This window comes from Pseudocitrobacter vendiensis (genome assembly GCF_943590815.1).
Classification (GTDB): domain Bacteria; phylum Pseudomonadota; class Gammaproteobacteria; order Enterobacterales; family Enterobacteriaceae; genus Pseudocitrobacter; species Pseudocitrobacter vendiensis.
Genome location: NZ_CALSBS010000003.1, coordinates 229,371 through 252,146, shown reverse-complemented (window position 1 = coordinate 252,146; position 22,776 = coordinate 229,371). Strand labels below are relative to the sequence as shown.

23 protein-coding genes are annotated in these 22,776 nt (G+C 53.5%); 12 read left to right on the top strand and 11 right to left on the bottom strand.

The genetic code is table 11. From position 1 onward, the window contains the following. Complete coding sequence (locus NMC31_RS05800; RefSeq protein WP_253897267.1) at window positions 1–465, bottom strand: 4Fe-4S binding protein; 465 nt, start codon at window positions 463–465, stop codon at window positions 1–3. Between the two features lie 127 nt (window positions 466–592). Further along, entirely contained in the window at window positions 593–1,408 is an 816-nt protein-coding gene (yiaJ, locus tag NMC31_RS05795) for an IclR family transcriptional regulator YiaJ (RefSeq protein ID WP_253897266.1), read from the bottom strand. A gap of 260 nt (window positions 1,409–1,668) precedes the next feature. Between yiaJ and yiaK the strand changes: the two genes are divergently transcribed. From yiaK to NMC31_RS05740, 11 genes are all read left to right on the top strand, one after another. Continuing rightward, window positions 1,669–2,667, top strand: coding sequence for a 3-dehydro-L-gulonate 2-dehydrogenase (gene yiaK, locus NMC31_RS05790; protein ID WP_253897265.1), 999 nt, complete (start codon window positions 1,669–1,671; stop codon window positions 2,665–2,667). Window positions 2,668–2,678: 11 nt separating this feature from the next. Next, a complete protein-coding gene (locus tag NMC31_RS05785; RefSeq protein WP_253897264.1) occupies window positions 2,679–3,146 on the top strand; it encodes a YhcH/YjgK/YiaL family protein in 468 nt (155 codons plus the stop codon). Between the two features lie 25 nt (window positions 3,147–3,171). Beyond that, complete coding sequence (locus NMC31_RS05780) at window positions 3,172–4,110, top strand: DUF4862 family protein (protein ID WP_253897263.1); 939 nt, start codon at window positions 3,172–3,174, stop codon at window positions 4,108–4,110. 78 nt (window positions 4,111–4,188) lie between these two features. Continuing rightward, entirely contained in the window at window positions 4,189–4,656 is a 468-nt protein-coding gene (yiaM, locus tag NMC31_RS05775; RefSeq protein WP_253897262.1) for a 2,3-diketo-L-gulonate TRAP transporter small permease YiaM, read from the top strand. Window positions 4,657–4,658: 2 nt separating this feature from the next. Next, the gene (yiaN, locus tag NMC31_RS05770) at window positions 4,659–5,936 is read left to right on the top strand and encodes a 2,3-diketo-L-gulonate TRAP transporter large permease YiaN (protein ID WP_253897316.1); all 1,278 of its coding nucleotides are present in this window, start codon (window positions 4,659–4,661) and stop codon (window positions 5,934–5,936) included. A 12-nt stretch (window positions 5,937–5,948) separates the two neighbouring features. Then, the gene (gene yiaO / locus NMC31_RS05765) at window positions 5,949–6,935 is read left to right on the top strand and encodes a 2,3-diketo-L-gulonate TRAP transporter substrate-binding protein YiaO (RefSeq protein WP_253897261.1); all 987 of its coding nucleotides are present in this window, start codon (window positions 5,949–5,951) and stop codon (window positions 6,933–6,935) included. A gap of 3 nt (window positions 6,936–6,938) precedes the next feature. Next, entirely contained in the window at window positions 6,939–8,435 is a 1,497-nt protein-coding gene (locus tag NMC31_RS05760) for an FGGY-family carbohydrate kinase (protein ID WP_253897260.1), read from the top strand. After that, a complete protein-coding gene (gene ulaD, locus NMC31_RS05755) occupies window positions 8,432–9,088 on the top strand; it encodes a 3-keto-L-gulonate-6-phosphate decarboxylase UlaD (RefSeq protein ID WP_253897259.1) in 657 nt (218 codons plus the stop codon). The genes NMC31_RS05760 and ulaD overlap by 4 nt, the downstream gene beginning before the upstream one ends. Beyond that, entirely contained in the window at window positions 9,088–9,948 is an 861-nt protein-coding gene (locus tag NMC31_RS05750; protein ID WP_253897258.1) for an L-ribulose-5-phosphate 3-epimerase, read from the top strand. The genes ulaD and NMC31_RS05750 overlap by 1 nt, the downstream gene beginning before the upstream one ends. Then, entirely contained in the window at window positions 9,942–10,637 is a 696-nt protein-coding gene (gene araD, locus NMC31_RS05745; protein WP_253897257.1) for an L-ribulose-5-phosphate 4-epimerase, read from the top strand. Before NMC31_RS05750 ends, araD begins: the two co-directional genes overlap by 7 nt. Window positions 10,638–10,735: 98 nt before the next feature. After that, a complete protein-coding gene (locus tag NMC31_RS05740) occupies window positions 10,736–11,047 on the top strand; it encodes a hypothetical protein (protein ID WP_149463665.1) in 312 nt (103 codons plus the stop codon). Between the two features lie 31 nt (window positions 11,048–11,078). On the opposite strand, the gene NMC31_RS05735 is transcribed toward NMC31_RS05740, so the two are convergent. Beyond that, entirely contained in the window at window positions 11,079–11,819 is a 741-nt protein-coding gene (locus tag NMC31_RS05735; RefSeq protein ID WP_253897256.1) for a MipA/OmpV family protein, read from the bottom strand. Window positions 11,820–12,067: 248 nt separating this feature from the next. On the opposite strand from NMC31_RS05735, the gene NMC31_RS05730 reads away from it, so the two are divergent. Continuing rightward, window positions 12,068–13,042, top strand: coding sequence for a LysR family transcriptional regulator (locus NMC31_RS05730; RefSeq protein ID WP_253897255.1), 975 nt, complete (start codon window positions 12,068–12,070; stop codon window positions 13,040–13,042). On the opposite strand, the gene NMC31_RS05725 is transcribed toward NMC31_RS05730, so the two are convergent. The 8 genes from NMC31_RS05725 to NMC31_RS05690 all read right to left on the bottom strand — a co-directional run bounded on the left by NMC31_RS05725 (window position 13,039) and on the right by NMC31_RS05690 (window position 22,773). Continuing rightward, complete coding sequence (locus NMC31_RS05725) at window positions 13,039–14,175, bottom strand: HlyD family secretion protein (protein ID WP_253897254.1); 1,137 nt, start codon at window positions 14,173–14,175, stop codon at window positions 13,039–13,041. The genes NMC31_RS05730 and NMC31_RS05725 overlap by 4 nt on opposite strands. Window positions 14,176–14,180: 5 nt before the next feature. Beyond that, window positions 14,181–14,504: a DUF3302 domain-containing protein gene (locus NMC31_RS05720; protein ID WP_149463668.1), complete on the bottom strand. Its 324-nt coding sequence runs from the start codon at window positions 14,502–14,504 to the stop codon at window positions 14,181–14,183. A 154-nt stretch (window positions 14,505–14,658) separates the two neighbouring features. After that, window positions 14,659–16,197, bottom strand: coding sequence for an aldehyde dehydrogenase AldB (aldB, locus tag NMC31_RS05715; RefSeq protein WP_253897253.1), 1,539 nt, complete (start codon window positions 16,195–16,197; stop codon window positions 14,659–14,661). Between the two features lie 94 nt (window positions 16,198–16,291). Beyond that, window positions 16,292–17,443 (bottom strand): L-threonine dehydrogenase, encoded by a 1,152-nt coding sequence (gene yiaY / locus NMC31_RS05710; protein ID WP_149463670.1) that lies wholly within the window; start codon window positions 17,441–17,443, stop codon window positions 16,292–16,294. Window positions 17,444–17,610: 167 nt separating this feature from the next. Continuing rightward, on the bottom strand, window positions 17,611–19,467 hold the full coding sequence (gene selB, locus NMC31_RS05705; RefSeq protein ID WP_253897252.1) for a selenocysteine-specific translation elongation factor: 1,857 nt from the start codon (window positions 19,465–19,467) through the stop codon (window positions 17,611–17,613). Beyond that, window positions 19,464–20,855 carry an L-seryl-tRNA(Sec) selenium transferase gene (selA, locus tag NMC31_RS05700; protein WP_253897251.1) on the bottom strand — a complete coding sequence of 464 codons (1,392 nt, stop codon included), beginning with the start codon at window positions 20,853–20,855 and terminating at the stop codon, window positions 19,464–19,466. Before selA ends, selB begins: the two co-directional genes overlap by 4 nt. Before the next feature lie 105 nt (window positions 20,856–20,960). Next, the gene (locus NMC31_RS05695) at window positions 20,961–21,569 is read right to left on the bottom strand and encodes a glutathione S-transferase (protein WP_253897250.1); all 609 of its coding nucleotides are present in this window, start codon (window positions 21,567–21,569) and stop codon (window positions 20,961–20,963) included. Between the two features lie 67 nt (window positions 21,570–21,636). Next, window positions 21,637–22,773 carry an HlyD family secretion protein gene (locus tag NMC31_RS05690; protein ID WP_253897249.1) on the bottom strand — a complete coding sequence of 379 codons (1,137 nt, stop codon included), beginning with the start codon at window positions 22,771–22,773 and terminating at the stop codon, window positions 21,637–21,639. Window positions 22,774–22,776: the final 3 nt, after the last annotated feature.

Sequence of the window (22,776 nt, the reverse complement as noted above, 5' to 3'; positions counted from 1 at the left end):
TCAGGCAAACATGGCCTTGATGCCAATCTTACTCGTGTCCACACAGCGTAATGCCGATGTTGGACACGCCTCAACACACGCTGGCCCCTGCGCGCGATGCTGACATAAATCGCATTTAATCGCCTGGGGCCGCGCATTCTGCACCACCACACGCATCGCGCCAAACGGGCACACCACCATACAGCTTTTACAACCAATGCAACGATTCTGTTCGACGGTAATGCAATCTTTTTCACGCTTAATCGCGCCCGTCGGGCACACGTTCATGCACGGCGCATCTTCACACTGATGACACGCCACGGCAGACGAGAAGGTATCGCCTTTCACCACCTGAATGCGGGGAAGGAAAGCCTCGCGCGACACGGCTGCGCAATTCTGCTGTTCCTGATGCGACACCACGCAGGCCACTTCGCAGGTACGGCAACCGATGCACTTCTGCGCATCTGCAACAATAAACGGGTTCATACTCCACTCCATCCGGGGCTCCAGCCTTAAGAGTGCCAGAGCGGATGGCAGGCACGCCTTGATCCCGCGCGGGAAAGGCGTGTTTTTTGTCAGACGCCAGAGAGGATCTGGCGGTATGCCTGAAACGCTAATCGCGAACGCTAAACCCGAGTTCGTTAGAGATAGCCAGCGCCGTCTCACGCAGCGGCTTCAGCAGATTTTTCTCGCCGACCTGTTTAAGGCGCGATGTCGAGAGCGAAATTGAAATGGCGTAAGGCACGCGGCCATGGATATCAAACACCGGCACCGCGATACAGGACACGCCTAACTCATTCTCTTCCCGGTCCATCGCCATGCTGCTTTCGCGGATTTGCGCCAGCTCATCGTACATCGCCGGCAGGCCGGTAATGGTATTGCGGGTCAACGGCTGAATTTGTTCCTTGTGGCTTTCCCAGTAGCTTTCGACATAGTCCGCATGACCAAATGCCATGTAAATTTTGCCCATCGCCGAGCAGTAGAGCGGCATGTGCTGGCCGATATAGGCACGGGTACGCAACATACCGGTGGTCGGTTCCAGCTTATAGATCAAAATCGCGTGGTCGTCTTCACGGCTGGAGAAGTTCACCGTTTCACCCGTCGCGAGGTTAAGCGCCTCAAGATGCGGCGCGGCGACGTGAATGATATTGAGCGACGACAGCGCTTTTTGCCCGACGGCGATAAATTTCGTGGTCAGCCGATAGCTTCCGGCTGCGGGCGCAGGCGTCACATAACCGCAGGACTGCAAACCTTGCAGCAGGCGGTGAACAGTACTCTTGTTTAACCCCGCCAGCTCAGACAAATGCGCCAGCGGGCAACCGTTGGGGTAGTTACTTAAGATTTCAATCAGCATCAACCCACGAAACAGGCTCTGACTTCCTGCTGGCCGCTCTTTTTCCGACGCCATCTCACTCTCTTTATCGCTCATGCCACTGCTCCCGTTTTTATCGCGCTCTGATGGTAGCGCAAAGTGTGTCTCAGTTCACGATCTGGACAGAAAATTTGTAAGCACATGATTTTAAAGCGTTTTGAAAAATATGGAACAGATTGCTTTGTTAAAAAACGATCGATATATTTGAAATCAGATTTCGCAATGTGAAATATACAGATCAACAAGCACCCAGAAACAGCTTCCAAACGGATGCTTGCGCTGATGAAAAATCGAGCAAGATGTACTGGAGATGACGTATGTTAGTTAGCTTTGCAGACCTGAAAAACGAGTTCACCCGCGTCCTGCTGACGCGTGGCGTGGCGACAGATACAGCAGAAGCTTGTGCCGACATGTTCGCCCGCACCACCGAGTCAGGCGTCTATTCACACGGCGTCAACCGCTTCCCGCGCTTTATCCAACAACTGGAAAATGGCGATATCATTCCCGATGCCTTACCTGAGCGCATCACCAGCCTTGGCGCGATTGAGCAGTGGGATGCGCAGCGTTCTATCGGCAACCTGACGGCGAAAAAGATGATGGATCGGGCCATTGAACTGGCTTCCGATCACGGCATTGGGCTGGTTGCGGTGCGTAACGCCAACCACTGGATGCGCGGCGGCAGCTACGGCTGGCAGGCGGCGGAGAAAGGCTACATTGGCATTTGCTGGACGAACTCTATCGCGGTGATGCCGTCCTGGGGCGCAAAAGAGTGTAACATCGGCACCAATCCGCTGATCGTCGCCATTCCATCCTCGCCGATCACCATGGTGGATATGTCGATGTCGATGTTCTCTTACGGCATGCTGGAAGTGAATCGTCTGGCAGGTCGCCAGCTTCCGGTCGATGGCGGCTTTGACGACGAAGGCAATCTCACCAAAGAACCGGGCGTGATTGAGAAAAACCGCCGCATTCTGCCGATGGGTTACTGGAAAGGTTCCGGCCTCTCTATCGTGCTCGACATGATTGCCACCCTCCTCTCTAACGGTGCATCCGTTGCCGAAGTCACCGAAGACAACAGCGACGAATACGGTATCTCGCAAATCTTCATCGCCATTGAAGTCGACAAGCTGATCGACGGCGAAACTCGCGACGCCAAGCTGCAACGTATCATGGATTACATCACCAGCGCCGAACGCGCGGATGAGAACGTCGCCATTCGCCTGCCGGGCCATGAATTTACCCGACTGCTGGAAGAAAATCGCCGCAACGGTATTACCGTTGACGACAGCGTATGGGCGAAAATTAAAGCCCTGTAAGGAGATACGCCATGATTTTTGGTCATATTTCTCAGCCAAATCTCTGCCGACTTCCGGCAGCGATTGAAACAGCGCTCAATTTCCTGCGCACGACCGATTTCAGCGAATTATCCCCGGGCGTGGTGGAAATCGACGGTAAAACGATTTTTGCCCAGGTCATCGATTTAACCACGCGCGAACCACATGAAAATCGCCCTGAAGTACACCGCCGCTATCTGGATATTCAGTTTCTGGCGTGGGGAGAAGAGAAAATCGGTATTGCCATCGACACCGGCAATAATGAAGTGAGCGAAGATCTTCTTGAACAGCGCGATATTATTTTCTATCACCACAGCGAAAATGAATCGTTTATTGAAATGATTCCCGGAAGCTACGCCATCTTTTTCCCACAAGACGTTCATCGCCCGGCGTGTAATAAAAACGGGGCAACGCCAATCAGGAAAATTGTGGTTAAAGTCGCGGTGTCGGCACTGAATTAACGAACTCAATTTTCAGGAGTGAAAAATGAATACTCATAACGCCGGTTATATTATCGGTGCGTATCCCTGCGCGCCATCATTCCAACAGCAAAGTGAAGAGCAGGAAGCTGAATTCTGGAAGCAACTTGCCGACACGCCGCATATTCGCGGGCTGGAACAACCGTGCCTGGAAAATCTGCATCCTTTTGGCGATGAATGGTTATGGCAACATACGCCAGGCGAGTGGCAAATTGTGGTCACGGCCGTCATGGAAACCATGCGCCGCCGTGGGGGAAATGGTGCCTTTGGCCTGGCTTCCGCAGATGAAGAACAGCGCCAGCAGTGCGTGGCGTATTATCGCCATCTGCTCAATAAAATTACGGCGGTAAATAAGGCACACCCCGGCAAAGTTATCGCACTGGAAATGCAGGCCGCGCCGCAGGCGGGAAACAGCAATGTACAACAGGCCACCGATGCTTTTGCCCGCTCAATCACTGAGATCACAACCTGGGACTGGCCGTGCGAACTGGTGCTGGAACATTGCGATGCGATGACCTCCGCCGCGCCGCGCAAAGGCTTTCTTCCGCTGGAAAACGTGCTGGACGTGCTCTCCGACCGAGACGTTGGCGTCTGCATCAACTGGGCACGCTCCGCCATTGAAGGCCGCAACACCGCTTTACCGCTTGAGCATACCCTGAAGGCCAAACAGGCCGGGAAACTGCGCGCGCTGATGTTCTCCGGCACTACGCTGGAGGGCGAGTATGGCGAGTGGCAGGATCTGCACGCACCGTTTGCGCCCTTCTGCCCGGACAGTTTAATGACCGAAGAACACGCCAAATCACTCTTTAATGCGGCGGGGCCTGCAACCTTACAATTCTCCGGTATCAAATTACTGGAAATTAATGCTAATGCTGACGTTAAACATCGAATAGAAATATTACGCCAGGGGATAAACACTCTACAAAGAATAAACTTATCCATATAAAAAACGACGACCACACGACAGAAAGTATAAAAAAATCGTGGGTATTGATGAAATATTACCCAGCCTGAAGGAAGTAAAATGAAGAGAGTTCTCGAAGGCATTCTTGCAATCATCATTGCAATATTGTCCTGCATCGTGTTCACAAATATTATTTTACGTTATGGTTTTCAAACAAGTATATTATCGGTAGATGAATTATCACGTTATTTATTCGTCTGGCTGACATTTATTGGCGCTATCGTTGCTTTTATGGATAACGCTCATGTTCAGGTGACGTTTCTGGTCGAAAAGCTATCCCCGGCCAATCAAAAACGCCTGGCTATAGTCACTCACTCTTTAATTCTTCTACTGTGTCTCGCCCTCGCATGGGGCGCACTGCAAAAAACACTCCAGGACTGGAGTGACTTCTCCCCCATTCTTGGCTTACCCGTCGGCCTGATGTATGCCGCCTGTTTGCCCACAAGCGTAGTGATAGCCGTTTTTGAAATTCGCCGGATATTTCAACTGATCACGCACGCCACTCACCACGCTAAACAGGGAGTTTAATGATGGCCGTCGTCATATTTTTATGTTGTTTGCTCGGTGGGATCGCCATTGGATTACCCATCGCCTGGTCACTTTTGCTGTGTGGCATGGCTTTAATGGCGTGGCTGGACATGTTCAATGTTCAAATCCTGGCACAGACACTCGTTAACGGCGCGGATAGTTTTTCTCTACTGGCAATTCCTTTCTTTGTTCTGGCCGGAGAGTTAATGAATGCCGGAGGGTTGTCTAAACGCATTGTCGACCTACCGATGAAACTGGTGGGGCACAAAGCGGGTGGACTGGGTTACGTCGGCGTACTTGCCGCAATGATTATGGCAAGCCTATCCGGTTCAGCGGTAGCAGACACAGCGGCCGTTGCCGCCTTGTTGGTGCCAATGATGCGTAGCGCGAATTACCCGGTTAACCGTGCGGCAGGGCTTATTGCTTCAGGCGGCATTATTGCCCCCATTATTCCGCCATCAATCCCGTTTATTATCTTTGGCGTATCCAGCGGGTTATCAATCAGTAAATTGTTTATGGCCGGTATTGCGCCAGGCATCATGATGGGGGCAACACTCATGCTCACCTGGTGGTGGCAGGCGAGCCGACTTAATCTGCCGCGGCAAAAAAAGGCATCACTGAGAGAAGTTTGGCAGTCTTTGGTGTCCGGGATTTGGGCCCTGTTCTTACCCGTCATTATTATTGGGGGTTTCCGCTCCGGCATATTTACCCCAACTGAAGCCGGTGCTGTTGCTGCATTTTATGCACTTTTTGTTGCTGTCGTCATTTACCGCGAGCTCACCTTTTCCGCGTTCTACCGTGTCCTTGTCAATGCCGCAAAAACCACCTCCGTCGTGATGTTCCTGGTGGCTTCCGCGCAGGTTTCAGCATGGCTTATTACGATGGCTGAACTCCCCATGATGGTTTCGGATCTGCTCCAGCCTTTGGTTGATTCACCGCGCTTACTGTTCATCGTCATCATGCTGTCGATTATGGTGGTCGGCATGGTCATGGACTTAACGCCGACAGTGTTAATTTTAACACCGGTATTGATGCCGCTTGTCAAAGAGGCCGGCATTGACCCGATCTATTTCGGTGTCATGTTTATTATCAACTGTTCAATTGGTTTAATTACTCCGCCCATTGGCAATGTCCTTAACGTTATTTCTGGTGTTGCACAATTAAAATTTGATGATGCCGTAAAAGGTGTCATTCCTTACGTCTTTGTTTTATTCGTATTGCTAACGTTATTCATTTTCATCCCTGAGCTTATTACCGTTCCACTGAAATGGATTAATTAAAAGGAAAATAATATGAAATTGCGTTCTGTAGCCCATGCTTTATTAATTTCAGGTTTGGTTGCGTTTAGTGCCTCCGCATTATCAGCGCAGTCTTTACGTTTCGGTTATGAAACATCACAGACGGACTCTCAACATATCGCCGCCAAAAAATTTAATGACCTGCTGAAGGAAAAAACGGGTGGAGAGTTAACGCTTAAACTGTTCCCTGATAGTACGCTCGGTAATGCGCAGGCCATGATCAGCGGCGTACGCGGCGGCACCATTGATATGGAAATGTCTGGCTCCAACAACTTTACCGGCCTGGCTCCGGTGATTAATCTTCTGGACGTTCCATTCCTGTTCCGTGATACCGCACATGCACATAAAACGCTTGATGGTAAAGTGGGCGATGAGCTGAAAAACTCTCTCGAACCTAAGGGACTGAAAGTACTGGCTTACTGGGAGAATGGCTGGCGTGATGTAACAAACTCACGCGCTCCGGTAAAAACGCCAGCAGACCTGAAAGGGTTAAAAATCCGCACAAATAACAGCCCAATGAATATTGCTGCCTTTAAAGTATTCGGGGCAAATCCAATCCCTATGCCTTTTGCCGAAGTTTATACCGGGCTGGAAACGCGGACCATTGATGCTCAGGAACATCCTATCAATGTGGTTTGGTCGGCAAAATTCTATGAGGTTCAAAAATATCTTTCCCTCACCCACCATGCCTATTCCCCACTGCTGGTTGTCATCAACAAAGCTAAATTTGATGCGCTGAGCCCGGAATTCCAGCAAGCACTTTTAAGCTCGGCAAAAGAAGCGGGAGACTACCAGCGCAAACTGGTGGCAGAAGATCAGCAAAAAATCATAGATGGAATGAAAACCGCAGGCGTCGAGGTTTTAACGGATATCGATCGTAAAGCCTTTAGCGACGCATTAGGTAGTCAGGTTCGCGACATGTTTGTGAAGGATGTACCACAAGGCGCAGACCTGCTGAAAGCCGTTGATGAGGTGCAATAAAGAATGAATGGCTACTGGCTTGGGTTAGATTGCGGCGGCAGCTGGCTCAAAGCAGGATTATACGATCGTGAAGGTCGGGAGGCAGGCGTCGAACGCCTGCCGTTACGCGCATTGAGCCCGCACCCAGGCTGGGCTGAACGCGACATGACAGAACTGTGGGAATGTGGCAGTTCTGTCATCCGCGCACTACTCAACAATACGGGCATCCCTGCGGAGCAAATCCGTGGAGTCGGAATTTCTGCTCAGGGTAAGGGGCTATTTTTACTGGACAAAAATGACCGCCCATTGGGAAACGCTATTCTCTCATCCGATCGCCGGGCGACGGAGGTGGTACGCCGTTGGCAGGCAGATAACATTCCCGAAAAGATTTACCCCATTACCCGGCAAACACTGTGGACAGGGCATCCGGTTTCTTTATTACGCTGGGTAAAAGAGAACGATCCACAACGCTACGCAGATATCGGCTGCGTATTAATGACCCATGACTACCTGCGCTGGTGTCTTACCGGCGTGAAAGGCGCGGAAGAGAGCAATATCTCTGAATCCAACCTCTACAACATGAACACCGGGCGCTACGACCCGCAGTTAACGCACTGGCTGGGTATCAGCGAAATCGACGACGCGCTGCACCCTGTCATCGGCTCAGCAGAAATTTGCGGAGAAATCACGCCTCAGGCGGCCGCTATTACCGGTCTGGCGGCGGGAACTCCCGTTGTCGGCGGTTTGTTTGACGTGGTTTCTACCGCACTCTGCGCGGGTCTGGAAGATGAGCACACCCTCAACGCCGTAATGGGCACCTGGGCGGTGACCAGCGGAATCACCCGGGGGCTGCGCAACCATGAACCACACCCTTATGTTTATGGCCGCTATGTCAACGATGGCGAATACATCGTGCACGAAGCCAGCCCCACGTCATCCGGCAATCTGGAATGGCTCACGGCGCAATGGGGTGATATCTCGTTTGACGAGATAAACCAGTCCGTCGCCAGCCTGCCAAAAGCGGGAAGTGACCTTTTCTTCCTGCCTTTTCTCTACGGCAGTAACGCCGGGCTGGAGATGACCAGCGGCTTCTACGGCATGCAGTCGCTGCATACGCGCGCGCACTTACTTCAGGCCGTTTACGAAGGCGTAGTGTTCTGCCACATGACCCATCTCAACCGGATGCGCGAGCGCTTCACCAACGTTCACGCTCTGCGCGTCACCGGTGGCCCGGCCCACTCCGATGTCTGGATGCAAATGCTCGCCGACGTCAGCGGCCTGACGGTCGAACTGCCGCAGGTTGAAGAGACTGGTTGTTTTGGCGCGGCGCTGGCCGCTCAGGTGGGAACAGGCCTCTTTGCCGATTTTCGTGCGGCGCAACGTAGCCGTCAGTTGACCGTCCGCACGCTTGAGCCCGACGCCGCTGCTCACGCGGCCTATCAGAAAAAATATCAGCACTATCAATTTCTTATTGAAGCCCTTCAGGGCTTCCATGCCCGCATCAAGGAGTCCAACGCATGAGCATCCCTCTGTTACAACTGGCGCTCGACCACACCAGCCTTCAGGCTGCCCAGCACGACGTTGCGCTACTGCGCGACCATGTGGATATCGTCGAAGCCGGAACCATCCTCTGCCTCACCGAAGGGCTGAACGCCGTTCGCGCACTGCGTGAGCTATGCCCCGATAAAATCATTGTTGCCGACTGGAAAGTCGCGGACGCCGGTGAAACCCTGGCGCAGCAAGCGTTTAATGCCGGTGCAAACTGGATGACTATTATCTGCGCCGCCCCACTGGCGACCGTCATTAAAGGTCACGAAGTGGCGCAGCAACACAACGCTGAAATTCAGATTGAGCTGTTCGGCAACTGGACGCTCGACGACGCGCGTGCCTGGTATGCTGCTGGTATCCGTCAGGCCATCTACCATCGGGGCCGCGATGCGCAGGCCAGCGGGCAACAGTGGGGCGAAGCTGACCTGTCGCGCATGAAAGCGCTCTCCGATATCGGGCTGGAACTCTCCATCACCGGCGGCGTAACACCTGCTGACCTGCCGCTGTTTAAAGAGATCAACGCCAAAGCCTTTATTGCCGGACGAGCGCTGGCTGGCGCGGCGAACCCTGCGCAGGTCGCGGCGGAATTCCACGCGCAGATCCACGCTATCTGGGGAGAGAAATAATGCGTCGTCACCCGTTAGGCATTTATGAGAAAGCGCTGGCGAAAGATCTCACCTGGCCAGAACGCCTGGTGCTGGCAAAAAGCTGCGGCTTTGATTTTGTCGAGATGTCCGTTGATGAGACCGATGAACGTCTGTCCCGCCTCGACTGGAGCACCGCACAACGCGCCTCACTGGTAGAAGCGATGCTGGAAACCGGCGTCGCGATCCCATCGATGTGCCTGTCAGCACACCGCCGTTTTCCGTTTGGCAGTCGCGATGAAAATGCGCGCGAACGTGCGCGCGAGATCATGACCAAAGCTATCAAGCTGGCGCGCGACCTCGGCATTCGCACCATCCAGCTCGCCGGCTATGACGTCTATTACGAAGATCATGACGAGGGCACACAGCAACGCTTCGCCGAAGGGCTGGCGTGGGCGGTAGAGCAAGCCGCCGCCGCACAAGTCATGCTGGCGGTGGAAATCATGGACACCGCGTTTATGAACTCCATCAGCAAGTGGAAGAAATGGGATGAGATGCTCTCTTCACCGTGGTTCAGCGTCTACCCGGACGTCGGCAACCTGAGCGCATGGGGCAACGACGTACCTGCTGAGCTGGCGTTAGGCATTGACCGCATCGCCGCAATCCACCTGAAAGACACGCAGCCGGTTACCGAGCAAAGCCCTGGCCAGTTCCGCGATGTGCCCTTTGGCGAAGGGTGCGTGGATTTTGTCGGCGTCTTCAATACGCTGCAAAAACTCAACTATCGCGGCGCCTTCCTGATTGAGATGTGGACGGAAAAAGCCAAAGAGCCGGTGCTGGAAATTATTCAAGCGCGCCGCTGGATTGAGGCGCGCATGCAGGAAGGAGGACTCACATGTTAGAACAACTGAAAGCTGAAGTGCTGGCGGCAAATCTGGCGCTACCTGCACATCAACTGGTGACCTTCACCTGGGGCAACGTCAGCGCGGTGGATGAAACGCGTAAACTGATGGTGATTAAGCCGTCCGGCGTTGAATACGACGTGATGAGTGCGCAGGATATGGTCGTTGTCGATATCGCCACGGGTCAGGTCGTTGAAGGCAACAAAAAACCCTCATCCGATACGCCGACGCATCTGGCGCTCTACCGTCGTTACGCAGAGATTGGCGGCATTGTGCATACCCACTCGCGCCACGCCACCATCTGGTCGCAGGCCGGGCTGGACCTCCCGGCCTGGGGCACCACGCACGCCGACTATTTTTACGGTGCCATTCCCTGCACGCGGTTGATGACCGACGATGAAATCAACGGCGAATACGAATATCAGACCGGTGAAGTCATCATTAAAACCTTCGAGGAACGCGCGCTGAATCCGATACAGATTCCGGCAGTGCTGGTCCATTCTCACGGCCCGTTTGCCTGGGGAAAAAATGCCGCCGATGCCGTTCACAACGCCGTTGTGCTGGAAGAGTGTGCGTATATGGGGCTGTTCTCTCGTCAGCTCGCGCCAACATTGCCAGAAATGCAAAATACGCTGCTTGATAAACATTATCTGCGTAAGCATGGGGCCAAGGCGTATTACGGGCAGTAACTCATTACCCACCCGGCAGCATAACAGGTGCTTGCCGGGTCAATCTCATTTCCTCATGATACAATCACGCCACCTTACCTTCCCATGAGAAAATAAAAATGAGCAAGGACAGCAGCACCAACGTCACCCTGAAACGTATCAAACCGTCATCTATCTATCGGCTGATGCTGATAGGTCTGGGTATTCCATTGCAAATTTTTGCGGTGGTGTGCGGCGTGATGGGGATCTTTGGCGCCGATATGGTGAAATGGAATAATCAGCCGGTACATGGCATTCTCGCGCTGCCTGCCGCGATATTCAGCGCCCTGTTCGTTACTGTTCTCTTTACCGCATTCCTGGGCTCAGTCGCTTGTCTGGGGTTGTGGATCTACAGCCGTTTCCGCCCGCTTGAGGTGAAAACGTTGGATTAACCCGGCAACACTCGCCGGGTTAGCATGCTCATCAGAAACGCCAGCTCGCACCGGTCAGAAAGGTAAAACTGTCCTCACGATCGACCATCGGGCTGTTTTTAATGTCATCTGGCAGCACGCTGTACATCGCGCTCGCCTGTAAAATGATGTTCTTCGTTAAAGGGTATTTCGCGCCGATAGCTACGTATGGCGTCCAGCTGTCGTCCGGAGAATAAGAGGAAAGCCCGCTACGGTGAGACTCCCCGGAAGAGATGCCGTAGTAGTAATCGTTAAAGTTTTTATCGTAATAGAGCACGCCCGCAGAAGGCGTGAGCGTCAGCTTGCCGAGCGGCATCACGCGGAACAATGACATTTCAGCCACCCAACCATCGCTGTTATCCAGAATATCGGTCGCGGCAGAGACCTTCAGGCTGCCCCATTTTTGGTGGTGATACCACGCGGCGCCCGCCATCGCTGTGCTGTCACGCTTATCCAGACGGCTCATCGCATGATCGTCGTTATCGGAAGGCGAAAACTCCAGCGGCATCCATGACGCAGTGATACTAATTTCATTCTTTTCACTCTTTGCAAGAATGTAACCTAAGGTTGTCTGGCGAATATATAACGATTCACCTTCATAACTGATAAGCGGCACGACATGGGTATTTTCATTATAACCACGGTACGGTGATTCATTATATACCGCCCCCGCACCAATAGATAATTCAGACGCTGTTGCAGTTGCCATAAACGACAAAGCAATCAGCGCCGTAACATTGCGTGTATTTAACATTCCCGGCTGTCCATTTTAAAATATACCCGTCATACTTCAAGTTGCCTGTGCGTTGGCTGCGCTCGCTCGCCCGAATCACTTACCTGAGTAAGCTCATCGGGACTCTCTCCCTTGCCGCCTTCATGCAACTCGAATTATTTAGGGTATAGGAAAATAAATCGCGGGAATAATAATGTTTACAAATTCACCCATGCAACGTTCATATTTATATAGTAATATATAAAATCATATATATATTAGGTTTAGCGATGAATAATTTACAACTTAAGCCCCGGGAACTGAAGATTATCTCGGTCATCGCGGCCAGTGAAAATATCAGCCATGCCGCCACAATCCTTGGCATTGCACAGGCTAACGTCAGTAAGTATCTTGCTGATTTTGAATCAAAAGTTGGGCTTAAAGTTTTTGAGCGTTCACCGCGAAAACTGACCCTGACGCCTTTTGGTACGGCCTTGCTTCCCTACATCAATGACATGCTCGATAGACACGAGCAGCTTAACAATTTCATTGCTGACTATAAGCATGAGAAACGTGGTCGGGTGACGGTTTATGCCCCCACCGGGATAGTCGCTTATCTGGCAAAGAATGTCATTGCCAATATTATGGATATTGGTGACATTACCTTTTCGCTAAAAACATACAATCTGGAACCTAAAGCATTTTATGATGGTGTGGAGTTTCCAGAGGATTGCGATGTTTTAATTACTTACGCACAACCCAAAGATGAATCATTAGTCGCCAGTTTTATTACAAAATATTCCGTTACCGCGTTTGCCAGCCCCAATTATCTCAATAAACATCCGATTCGTGGCCCGGAAGAACTGGTGCAGCATTCGTGTATTTTGATTGATTCGATGATGATTGGTGAGTCAAATATCTGGCGGTTCAGTGACGGAGAAAATAAATCTGCGGTCGACTATCGGGTGAAAGGCAATTACGTTTGTGATAATACGCAGTCTGCACTGGAGCTGGCGCGTAACGATCTTGGTATCGTTTTTGCGCCCAAAGAGAGCGTCAGAAACGATATTCAGGCGGGTACGCTGGTAGCCTGTTTCCCTGACCAGCAGGAGTGGTGGTTGGATCTGGTGGCTATCTTCCGCAAACGCGAATATCAGCCGTGGCGGGTGCAGTTTATTCTGGATGCCATGCTCAATGAAATACGCAAACAGCTTGCTGTGGCGCATCAGTTGCCGCCACAGCAAGTGCCTTCAAACGATAATTAGTGGTCGAGATAGAGGTAATGCACCCAACTGGTCATTCGCAGCAGCACTTTACGCATCACCGATACATGACTGAAATGGTCGGAGTAAACCGCCGCCTGCGCGTAAATACCGTCGGGTAGCGCGCTGAGGTCAGCATTTTCGTCCAGCTCAATCGTCGCAATCACCCCTTCCGAACCCGGCGTCGTATTCAGCGACTGCAACACGCCCGTGGATTGATAAGTCCCGCCGGGTACCGCCGGGCTGATGGCCGCCAGCTTGCCGCTGAATACCTGGCCCGGCAGCGCATTGAACACCACTTCAGCCTCATCGCCTGGCTCCAGCCTCAGCAGAGAGTTCTGGCGGAACTGGGCGATGATCTGCCGTTTCTGGTCTGGAATAAAGACCATCACCGGGCGCAGCGGCAGCGCGGCAGCGTAGGTCCCCGGTCGAATCAGAACCTGCGTGATGTAGCCGTCGCTGGGGGCGCGAACAACCGTCTGATCCAGGTTAAACTTCGCTTCCGCAAGCTGCGCTTTCAGGCTGGCGATTTGCGAATGCTCGCCCATAACCATGCTGTCCAGCTCGCTCTGAATCTGTTTCTGTTCCGCCGCCGATGACTTAACCGACGCTTCCTGTGCCAGGTAATTTTGCCGCGCTGCGTCGATATCGCGTTCAGAGAACGGGTTTACTTTAGCCTGGCTCCCCTGAAGATAGCGCTGATAATCCTTCGCCAGTTTGTCACGCGTCGCTTTCGCCTGCTGGGTGTTGGCCATCATCTCATCAAGCTGTGCCACCAGCGCCTGTTGCTTGTGCTCCGCCGTCACAATATCGGCCTTCAGGCGGTCTACGCGCGCCTGATAGCGAGTGGGATCAAGCTTAAATAACACCTCCCCTTTTTTAATCAGAGTATTTTTCTTGTCCGTGACCTCCGTTACCACACCGGTAACCAGCGGAACAACAGGAATAGATACCACCGCTTTTTGCGCTTTAAAGGTATAAGGATGGTTATAATTCATAAGCAGAATTAGACCACTGACAATAAATATACCGCCCAATGCCGCTGTCGGAATGGTCCATTTATTAACGGGAATTTTGAATATTTTAAACAGCGCCCATGCGAAAGCCACATAGGTCAGGATGATCAATAAATCCATAACTATTACTCCGCTGAGGAAGCCTTCGCCTCAGCCAGTTGTTTCTCCAGCCCAGCCACGCGTGCCTGAAGCTGGATAAGCGACGAATCCGGGGTTTGCATTCCCCAGCCGCGTTCAGGACGGTATAACGTTGCCCAAATCCACAGGAAAGGCCAGATAACATGCAGCGTAAAAAGACTCACCCAGCCCGCAACATGAATAGCGTCAGCGTGGGGATGATTGCGCTTTTTAGCAATCAAATAGGGAATATCATGTAAGATGATAATCCCATAGAAAATTACCAGGAATACAAATATCAGTACACCCAGCGCAAAATAATTAAGAAACATAAATCCTCAGAGATTAAAATAAATAATCGGGGGATGGGAAATAATAGAGGAGTTATTAGACCTGATGCAAATATCTAATTTATATAATGCCATATGGGTTTCAATATACAGCAAGCCCGGAGGGAATCACCGCCGGGCCGTTAACGCAGGCTAATCAGAACAGACCGAGCGGTTTGTCCGAGTAGCTTACCAGCAGGCATTTGGTTTGCTGATAATGCTCCAGCATCATTTTGTGGGTCTCGCGGCCAATGCCTGACTGCTTATAACCGCCAAATGCCGCGTGTGCAGGATAGGCGTGATAGCAGTTGGTCCAGACGCGTCCGGCCTGAATGCCGCGCCCCATTTTGTACGCCAGGTTGCCATTACGACTCCAGACACCTGCCCCCAGGCCATACTGAGTATCGTTAGCCAGCGCCAGCGCTTCTTCGGTGGTTTTAAAGGTGGTGACCGCCAGCACCGGGCCGAAGATCTCCTCCTGGAAGACACGCATACTGTTCTGGCCAAACAGAATTGTCGGCTCCAGGTAATAGCCGTCGTGAAGCTCGCCGTCGAGGCGTTTGCGTCGCCCGCCGGTCAGCACATCCGCGCCCTCTTTTTTGCCAATGTCGATATAGTTGAGAATGGTCTCCATCTGACCGTGCGACACCTGCGCGCCCATTTGCGTGACGGTGTCCAGCGGGTTACCGCTACGAATGCTTTCCACCCGGCGAATCGCCCGCTCCATAAAGCGATCGTAAATAGATTCGTGCACCAGCGCGCGGCTTGGACAGGTACAGACTTCGCCCTGGTTGAAGGCGAAGAGTGCGAAGCCCTCCAGCGCTTTATCAAAGAATGCGTCCTCTTCATCCATCACGTCGGCAAAGAAGATGTTCGGCGATTTTCCGCCCAGCTCCAGCGTGACCGGAATGATGTTCTGGGTCGCATACTGCATGATTTGCTGGCCGACTTCGGTCGAGCCGGTGAAGGCAACTTTGGCGATGCGTTTAGAGGTCGCCAGATATTCGCCAATTTCCCCGCCCGCGCCATTCACCACGTTGATGACGCCCGGCGGCAGTAAATCACCGATGATTTCCATCAGCAGCAGCACCGACAGCGGCGTTAATCGCGCTGGTTTCAGCACGATGCAGTTGCCTGCGGCCAGCGCCGGGGCCATTTTCCAGCTCGCCATTAGTAGCGGAAAGTTCCACGGAATGATTTGTGCCACCACGCCGAGTGGTTCATGGAAATGATACGCCACGGTATCTTTATCCACTTCACTGATACCGCCCTCTTGCGCGCGGATGCACGACGCAAAGTAGCGGAAATGGTCAATCGCCAGCGGCACATCAGCGGCGCTGGTTTCGCGGATCGGTTTGCCGTTATCCCAGGTTTCCGCCGTCGCCAGCAGATCGAGGTTTTGCTCCATGCGATCGGCAATTTTCAGCAAGATCCCCGCGCGATCCTGCACCGATATCTGCGCCCATTTTTCTTTCGCTTTATGCGCGGCATCTAACGCCAGGTCGATATCACGCTTGCCGGATGAGGCCACTTCGCAAAGCAGTTGCCCGGTTACCGGTGTCAAATTCTGGTAATACTCGCCGTCGACAGGCGCAACCCAGTCGCCGCCGATAAAGTTGTCATAACGAGGTTTAAGCTTCAGGGGAAAACCGTACTCGCCCGGTTGAATGCGGGCTGAAGGGGGATTGTTAGTCATCGCCGTCTCTCCTTGCTGTTGCAGTCTTACAAGGGTAGACGCGGCTGGCGTTTTTTTCGCCAGCCGTTCATAGGTTTACGACAACGGTCACGAATTACATTGCAGCGCGGTAAATCGCCATAATTTCGTCGTGAGTCGCCTGAATCGGGTTAGTGAAACCGCAGGCGTCTTTCAGGGCGTTGGTCGCCAGAACCGGGATATCTTCTTCTTTCACGTTCAGGTCGCGCAGGCCCGCCGGAATGTTCACTTCGCGCGCCAGTTTGCAGATAGCGTCGATGCAGGCTTTCGCCCCCTGCTCATCGCTCAGACCCACAACATCAACGTTCATTGCCTGTGCGCAGTCACGCAGACGCGCAGCAGCCACTTTGCTGTTAAACGCCTGAACGTGCGGCAGCAGAACGGCGTTGCAGACACCGTGCGGTAGGTCATAGAAACCACCCAGCTGGTGTGCCATCGCGTGAACATAACCGAGCGATGCGTTGTTAAATGCCATACCCGCCAGGAACTGCGCGTAGGCCATTGCTTCGCGCGCATCGGCATTCGCGCCATCGGCGACGGCCACGCTCAGGTTTTCTGCAATCATGGTGATTGCTTTCAGTGCGCAGGCATCGGTGATTGGCGTTGCTGCGATAGACACGTAGGCTTCGATGGCATGGGTCAGCGCATCCATCCCGGTTGCTGCAGTCAGCGATTTAGGCATGCCGGTCATCAGGGAAGAGTCATTCACAGACAGAATGGGCGTCACGTGTTTATCCACGATCGCCATTTTGATATGACGCGCTTCATCGGTGATGATGCAGAAACGGGTCATTTCAGAAGCAGTACCTGCGGTGGTGTTGATAGCAATCATCGGTAACTGCGGTTTTGCCGAGCGGTCAACGCCTTCATAATCGCTAATTTTCCCGCCGTTGGAGGCCACCAGCGCAATACCTTTGGCACAGTCGTGCGGAGAACCGCCGCCCAGAGAAATCACGCAGTCGCAGTTATTTTCTTTGAGAATTGCCAGGCCCGCGTTGACGTTCGCCGTGGTCGGGTTCGGCTGTACGCCGTCATAAATTACGCTGAAAATATCACGTTCTGCCAGGCCTTTCTGTACATCGCCCGCCATGCCGAGTTTATTCAGAATCGCATCCGTTACAATTAACGCGCGGCGATAGCCGTAGTCGCGCATTGTATCCATTGCACCGTTTAATGAATCAGCGCCAATAACATTCACAGAAGGAATATAAAAAGTGGATGCTGCCATGATCGTTCCTTAATTAACAGAAAATTGGCGGCTAGCGTACGGGAAGGAAAAAATAAAAAGTATGATCAATATTCTATTTTTGGAATTCAAAAAATATCAGATGCGCTATTTTTGCACATCTGATATTAATCAATATGATTTTTGTATTAATTCATTTAATATTTAAATTAATCGTTACTTTTATTGTCAGGGAAAAGTAACGCATCGCGTAATAAGTGGTCATTTCCCCGACGGCGCGTAAAACCAATGCGGTTGAAATATTCCAGAATCTGAATAGCCAGCTTCCGCCCGACGTTGAGTTTATCGCGGAAATCTGCGGCGCAGGTTGAGCCTTTTTCCTGATCCAGTTCGCGGATCATGCTCGCAAACGTGACAATGCGATCGTTTCGGTAATAACGATCTTTGACGATCGCCGTAATCATCCCCTGCTGCGCCGCCTGGCGTAATACCGCGCGCATCAGTTGCTCATCGGTGCCGGTTTGCTGCGCTAAATCGCGCACCCACCAGGGTTCATCCGCAAACAGCGGTGCGGCTTTTTGCCATACGGCATTTTGTTCATCGGTAAATCCGGCTTTGTGATCCGGCAGATGCAGCCAACCGTGATGACTGGCTACGATACCGCTTTCGCGCATCTGCTCAATCAGCGTCAATACCAGCGCTTCATCTTCCATCGGCAGTGCGATGCGGCGCAGGCGCTCACGGCCCGGCCCCGGTTCATCTTTGTGTTGTTCGTGGTACGTCGCCAACGCATCCAGCAGTTTACGCTGCCAGCGGGCGGCGAGTGGCGCATCCAGCAACGCGTTGCCGGCCAGAATGTAACCTGGCTGAGAAATCAGTTGTTGCAAACCCTGATCGCTCAACTGGCGAGCCCAGGCAAACTCACTAAGCTGTACCGCGTCACGTTGCAGGTGGATGGAGAGTGCCTGTGCGTCGTCCTCTGCATTCACCAGTTCAGCAATCCACGCCAGATAATCGGCTTTACGTTTACCACGACGAGGGGAGTTGAGCGTCACCACGCGCGCGCCAGCAAGCGTGGTACGTGCAGAGATATCGCGCAGCACCAGGCGGTCGTTATCCGCCAGATACAGCGGTGTATCCAGCACCAGCTCGGCCAGATTGTTCTCCAGCAGCGAGACGCGCCCGGTAATGTGGCTGGCGGCATGGTGAATATGCAGCGGCTGCCATTGGGTTAGCGGCACGTGATTATGCAGCGCAACAATAACCCGCTCGACGGGCGCGGGCGGTTGCTGCGATAGCAGCCAGTCGCCGCGATTCAATTCTTCTTTCTGCGCATCGCCGACGATATTCAGCGCAATACGCTGCCCGCCGTGCGCCTGTTCGGTCGCCTGGTTTTGCGCATGGATACCACGCACGCGCATCGGTTCATCGACGCCCGTCAGCCACAGTGTGTCGCCCACTTTTACATCGCCGGAAAGCGCAGTACCGGTGACCACCAGCCCGGCGCCTTTCACGGTAAATGCGCGGTCGATCGCCAGACGAAAACGCTGATTCTCCGGGTTCACACGCTCCGGAAGTTGCAGCAGATGCGCGCGTAATTCATCGATACCCAGCCCCTGCGTGGCAGCAGTTTCAAACAGCGTGGCGTCTTCAAAACCGTATTCACGCAATACGGCGTCTATCTCGTGACCCACCTCCGCCACGCGCGCCGCATCGACGCGATCGGTTTTAGTCAGCGCCACCGTCAGCGTCGGCTTGCCGGTCAGTTGCAGAATCGCCAGATGTTCGCGCGTTTGCGCCATCACACCGTCGTCACAGGCCACCACCAGCAGGGCATGATCGATGCCCCCCACGCCCGCCAGCATGTTAGAGAGAAATTTCTCGTGCCCGGGCACATCGATAAACCCGAGCACCCGTCCATCGGGCTGCGGCCAGTAGGCGTAGCCCAGGTCGATGGTCATCCCGCGTGATTTCTCTTCCGGCAGGCGGTCGGCGTTAACGCCGGTAATCGCCTGCAACAGCGTGGTTTTGCCGTGGTCAACGTGCCCGGCGGTGGCAATAATCATTTCAGCAACATCTCCAGAAAACGTGATTCATCCTCAAGACAGCGCAGGTCGAGCCATAATCGCCCATCGTATATGCGCCCGATAACCGGCACCGGCAGACTTCGCCAGCGGTTAGCCAGCGCGTCGAGGCGGCTACCGCGCCCGTCTTTAGGGGTAAAGGTGATGGCGGCGCTCGGCAGGCGATCGACGGGCAAAGAGCCACTGCCGATTTGCGAGGCACATTCCATCACCGTAACAGAAAATTCGTCACCGTAGCGCTGCGTCAGCGGTTCACGCAGACGTTCGGCCTGTGCGTGAATCGCATCCACGCGGCGGTTGAGCAGACGTAGCGTCGGCAGGTCAGCCGCCAGGCGTTCAGGGTGCAGATAGAGGCGCAATGTCGCTTCCAGCGCCGCCAGCGTCATTTTATCGGCACGCAGCGCGCGCTTGAGCGGATGCTGCTGAAGCTTAGCAATCATCGCTTTCTTACCAACGATAATCCCCGCCTGTGGGCCGCCCAGCAGTTTGTCGCCGGAGAAACTCACCAGGCTGACGCCCGCGGCGATCATCTCCTGTGGCATCGGCTCTTTCGGCAGACCGTACTGGCTTAAATCCACCAGCGAACCACTGCCTAAATCCGCGACAACCGGGATATTCAGCTCGCGGCCAATTTCGGCCAGCTCGGCTTCTTCTACGGTTTTGGTGAATCCTTCGATGCTGTAGTTGCTGGTATGCACCTTCATCAGCAGCCCGGTATTTTCATTCACCGCCTGACGATAATCTTTGGCGTGCGTGCGGTTGGTCGTTCCCACTTCATGCAATTCGCACCCCGCCTGACGCATCACGTCCGGGATGCGGAACGCGCCGCCAATTTCCACCAGCTCGCCGCGCGAGACGACGACCTCTTTACCGCTCGCCGTTGCCGCCAGCATCAGCAGGACGGCAGCAGCGTTATTGTTAACAATGCAGGCATCTTCCGCACCGGTCAGACGGCAGAGTAAATCTGCCAGCGCGCGATCGCGATGACCGCGCCCGGCACCGTCGAGGTCATATTCCAGCGTCACCGGGTCGCGCATCACCTGCGAAACGGCAGCAATAGCGGCTTCCGCCTGCTGGGCTCGCCCAAGATTCGTGTGCAGCACCGTCCCGGTCAGGTTAATGACCGGGCGGATGGCGCTTTGTGTACCCATCGCAAGCCGACGCGTCACTTCACCGGCCCAGTCGCCGCACCAGCCCGGCAGCGCGCCGGTATCGCGGATAGCCAGGCGGGCTTCATCCTGAAGCTGGCGGAGCTGTTCCACCACTTGCGAATGACCGTGGTTTTCCAGAAGGGAAGCAAAGGCGGCATCGCGCAGTAAGCGGTCGGTCGCAGGAAGCTGGCTGTAGAGTGAGCGAGTATCGGTAGTCATGAGTTGGCCTGGCGGTTAACGATTTTCCCCCCTCCCGACGGGAGAGGGAGTCCATAGTGAGGAGGGATTGTACAGCGTACGACCATGAAGTGTTATAGGGTAGAATCAAGCCTTTGGCGGTTCCGTGCGGGCAAAACTCTCGCGCTGGAACAACGTTTCCACCAGTTTGACGAGATTGGGCCGGTCAACGCACCAGCCCGGCGCAATGCGACGAAAGTTGAGATAGCTAATCGCACAGGCGATGGCGATCGTCGCCAGGTTTAACGTATCGGTGTTGAATGTCCCTTCTTTGAGATGCGTTTCAAGCGCATCGAGACTGCGGCTGATTTTCTCGCGCTGGCGCACACACTCCGCTTCCGACTGCTGTGCCGGCGGGCGGGCCAGTTCACGCACCGCCACCAGCCCGGCGTCCATAATGCCGTCGGCAAGCGCTTCCAGTTGACGCACTTTCAGCCGCGCCAGCGGGTCGCGCGGCAACATGGCAGGCTCAACGTTCAGCAGTTCGATGTACTCGGCAATGATCGGCGAGTCGTACCAGCACTCACCGTCATCCGTCATCAATGCCGGGACCTTGCCCAGCGGATTGTACTGCGCCACGCCGTTTTCCAGGTTATAGGGCAGTTCATTAATAAATTCGAAAGAGATGCCCTTTTCCAGCAATAAAACAGAAATTTTGCGAACGAAAGGGCTGGTATAGCTGCCAATGAGTTTCATGCCATGTCCTTTTTGCCAACGAAAGGGTAAGTATGGCCCAGCCATTGGCAAAAAGATGCCTTCACCCTCAATGATCAAGGTAAAGATAGTGCATCCAGCTTGTCATTCGCAGCAGTACCTTACGCATAATCGACAGGTGTTCTAAGTGATCCGAATAGACCGCGACCTGCGCATAAATACCGTCCGGCAGGGAGTCCACCTCTTCACTCGGTTGCAGTTCAATCAGGGCCATCACGCCGTCGGTACCGGGGACAATCGTCAGCGCCTGTAATGTGCCCTGAGCCTGATAAGAACCACCGGGCACAACGGGCAAAATGCTGGTGAGCTTGCCGCTAAAAATCTGCCCCGGTAGCGCATTAAATACCACTTCGGCTTCATCGCCCGGTTTTAGGCGCAGCAATGAGTTCTGGCGGAACTGGGCCACAATCTGGCGTTTTTGTTCCGGCACGAACACCATTACCGGGCGCAATGGTAATGCCGCCGCATACGTGCCCGGACGAATCAGCACCTGGGTGGCGAAACCATCGCTGGGGGCGCGAATCACGGTTTGATCGAGATTGAATTTGGCTTCGGTGAGCTGCGCGCGCAGGCTGGCAACCTGCGACTGATCACCGTTCACCACGCTGTCCAGTTGGCTTTTAATTTGCGATTGATCGGCAATAGACGCTTTGACCAGCGCGTCCTGCGCCAGATAGTTTTGCCGCGCGTTATCGATATCGCTTTCCGAAAATGGATTCACTCGCGCCTTACTGCCCTGCAAATAGCGCTGGTAATCTTTGTACAGACGGTCGCGTTCTGCCGAGACGCGCGTGGTATTTGCCAGCGCCTCTTCCAGTTGCCCTTTTAATACCTGCGTATTGTGCACCGCTGTGACTAAATCGGCCTCCAGCCGGTCAACGCGCGCCTGGTAGCGTGTCGGGTCAATCTTAAAGAGCACCTCGCCCTTTTTAATCAGCTGGTTTTGTTTATGCGTCACCTCACTCACCACGCCGGTCACCTGTGGGGTGATCGGAATAGAGATAACCGCCTTCTGTGCCTGAAAGGTATAGGGGTGGTTATAGTTCATCCCTAATATCAGCGCACCGACAATAAATACTCCGCCTAATACTGCAGTAGGCACCGTCCATTTATTTACCGGGATCCTGAATATCTTAAAAATCGCCCATGCCAGCGCGACGTAGGTCAATATAATAAGCAGATCCATGAT

Excerpts from the sequence above, each read along its gene's own strand:
- NMC31_RS05725 (WP_253897254.1), bottom strand. The coding sequence starts at position 14,175 with ATGGATTTATTGATCATCCTGACCTATGTGGCTTTCGCATGGGCGCTG.
- NMC31_RS05695 (WP_253897250.1), bottom strand. The coding sequence starts at position 21,569 with ATGAAACTCATTGGCAGCTATACCAGCCCTTTCGTTCGCAAAATTTCT.
- ulaD (WP_253897259.1), top strand. The coding sequence starts at position 8,432 with ATGAGCATCCCTCTGTTACAACTGGCGCTCGACCACACCAGCCTTCAG.
- NMC31_RS05735 (WP_253897256.1), bottom strand. The coding sequence starts at position 11,819 with ATGTTAAATACACGCAATGTTACGGCGCTGATTGCTTTGTCGTTTATG.
- NMC31_RS05785 (WP_253897264.1), top strand. The coding sequence starts at position 2,679 with ATGATTTTTGGTCATATTTCTCAGCCAAATCTCTGCCGACTTCCGGCA.
- araD (WP_253897257.1), top strand. The coding sequence starts at position 9,942 with ATGTTAGAACAACTGAAAGCTGAAGTGCTGGCGGCAAATCTGGCGCTA.
- yiaN (WP_253897316.1), top strand. The coding sequence starts at position 4,659 with ATGGCCGTCGTCATATTTTTATGTTGTTTGCTCGGTGGGATCGCCATT.
- yiaJ (WP_253897266.1), bottom strand. The coding sequence starts at position 1,408 with ATGAGCGATAAAGAGAGTGAGATGGCGTCGGAAAAAGAGCGGCCAGCA.
- NMC31_RS05730 (WP_253897255.1), top strand. The coding sequence starts at position 12,068 with ATGAATAATTTACAACTTAAGCCCCGGGAACTGAAGATTATCTCGGTC.
- NMC31_RS05750 (WP_253897258.1), top strand. The coding sequence starts at position 9,088 with ATGCGTCGTCACCCGTTAGGCATTTATGAGAAAGCGCTGGCGAAAGAT.
- aldB (WP_253897253.1), bottom strand. The coding sequence starts at position 16,197 with ATGACTAACAATCCCCCTTCAGCCCGCATTCAACCGGGCGAGTACGGT.
- yiaM (WP_253897262.1), top strand. The coding sequence starts at position 4,189 with ATGAAGAGAGTTCTCGAAGGCATTCTTGCAATCATCATTGCAATATTG.
- yiaK (WP_253897265.1), top strand. The coding sequence starts at position 1,669 with ATGTTAGTTAGCTTTGCAGACCTGAAAAACGAGTTCACCCGCGTCCTG.
- yiaO (WP_253897261.1), top strand. The coding sequence starts at position 5,949 with ATGAAATTGCGTTCTGTAGCCCATGCTTTATTAATTTCAGGTTTGGTT.
- selA (WP_253897251.1), bottom strand. The coding sequence starts at position 20,855 with ATGACTACCGATACTCGCTCACTCTACAGCCAGCTTCCTGCGACCGAC.
- yiaY (WP_149463670.1), bottom strand. The coding sequence starts at position 17,443 with ATGGCAGCATCCACTTTTTATATTCCTTCTGTGAATGTTATTGGCGCT.
- NMC31_RS05690 (WP_253897249.1), bottom strand. The coding sequence starts at position 22,773 with ATGGATCTGCTTATTATATTGACCTACGTCGCGCTGGCATGGGCGATT.
- NMC31_RS05720 (WP_149463668.1), bottom strand. The coding sequence starts at position 14,504 with ATGTTTCTTAATTATTTTGCGCTGGGTGTACTGATATTTGTATTCCTG.
- NMC31_RS05800 (WP_253897267.1), bottom strand. The coding sequence starts at position 465 with ATGAACCCGTTTATTGTTGCAGATGCGCAGAAGTGCATCGGTTGCCGT.
- NMC31_RS05780 (WP_253897263.1), top strand. The coding sequence starts at position 3,172 with ATGAATACTCATAACGCCGGTTATATTATCGGTGCGTATCCCTGCGCG.
- NMC31_RS05760 (WP_253897260.1), top strand. The coding sequence starts at position 6,939 with ATGAATGGCTACTGGCTTGGGTTAGATTGCGGCGGCAGCTGGCTCAAA.
- NMC31_RS05740 (WP_149463665.1), top strand. The coding sequence starts at position 10,736 with ATGAGCAAGGACAGCAGCACCAACGTCACCCTGAAACGTATCAAACCG.
- selB (WP_253897252.1), bottom strand. The coding sequence starts at position 19,467 with ATGATTATTGCCACCGCCGGGCACGTTGACCACGGCAAAACCACGCTG.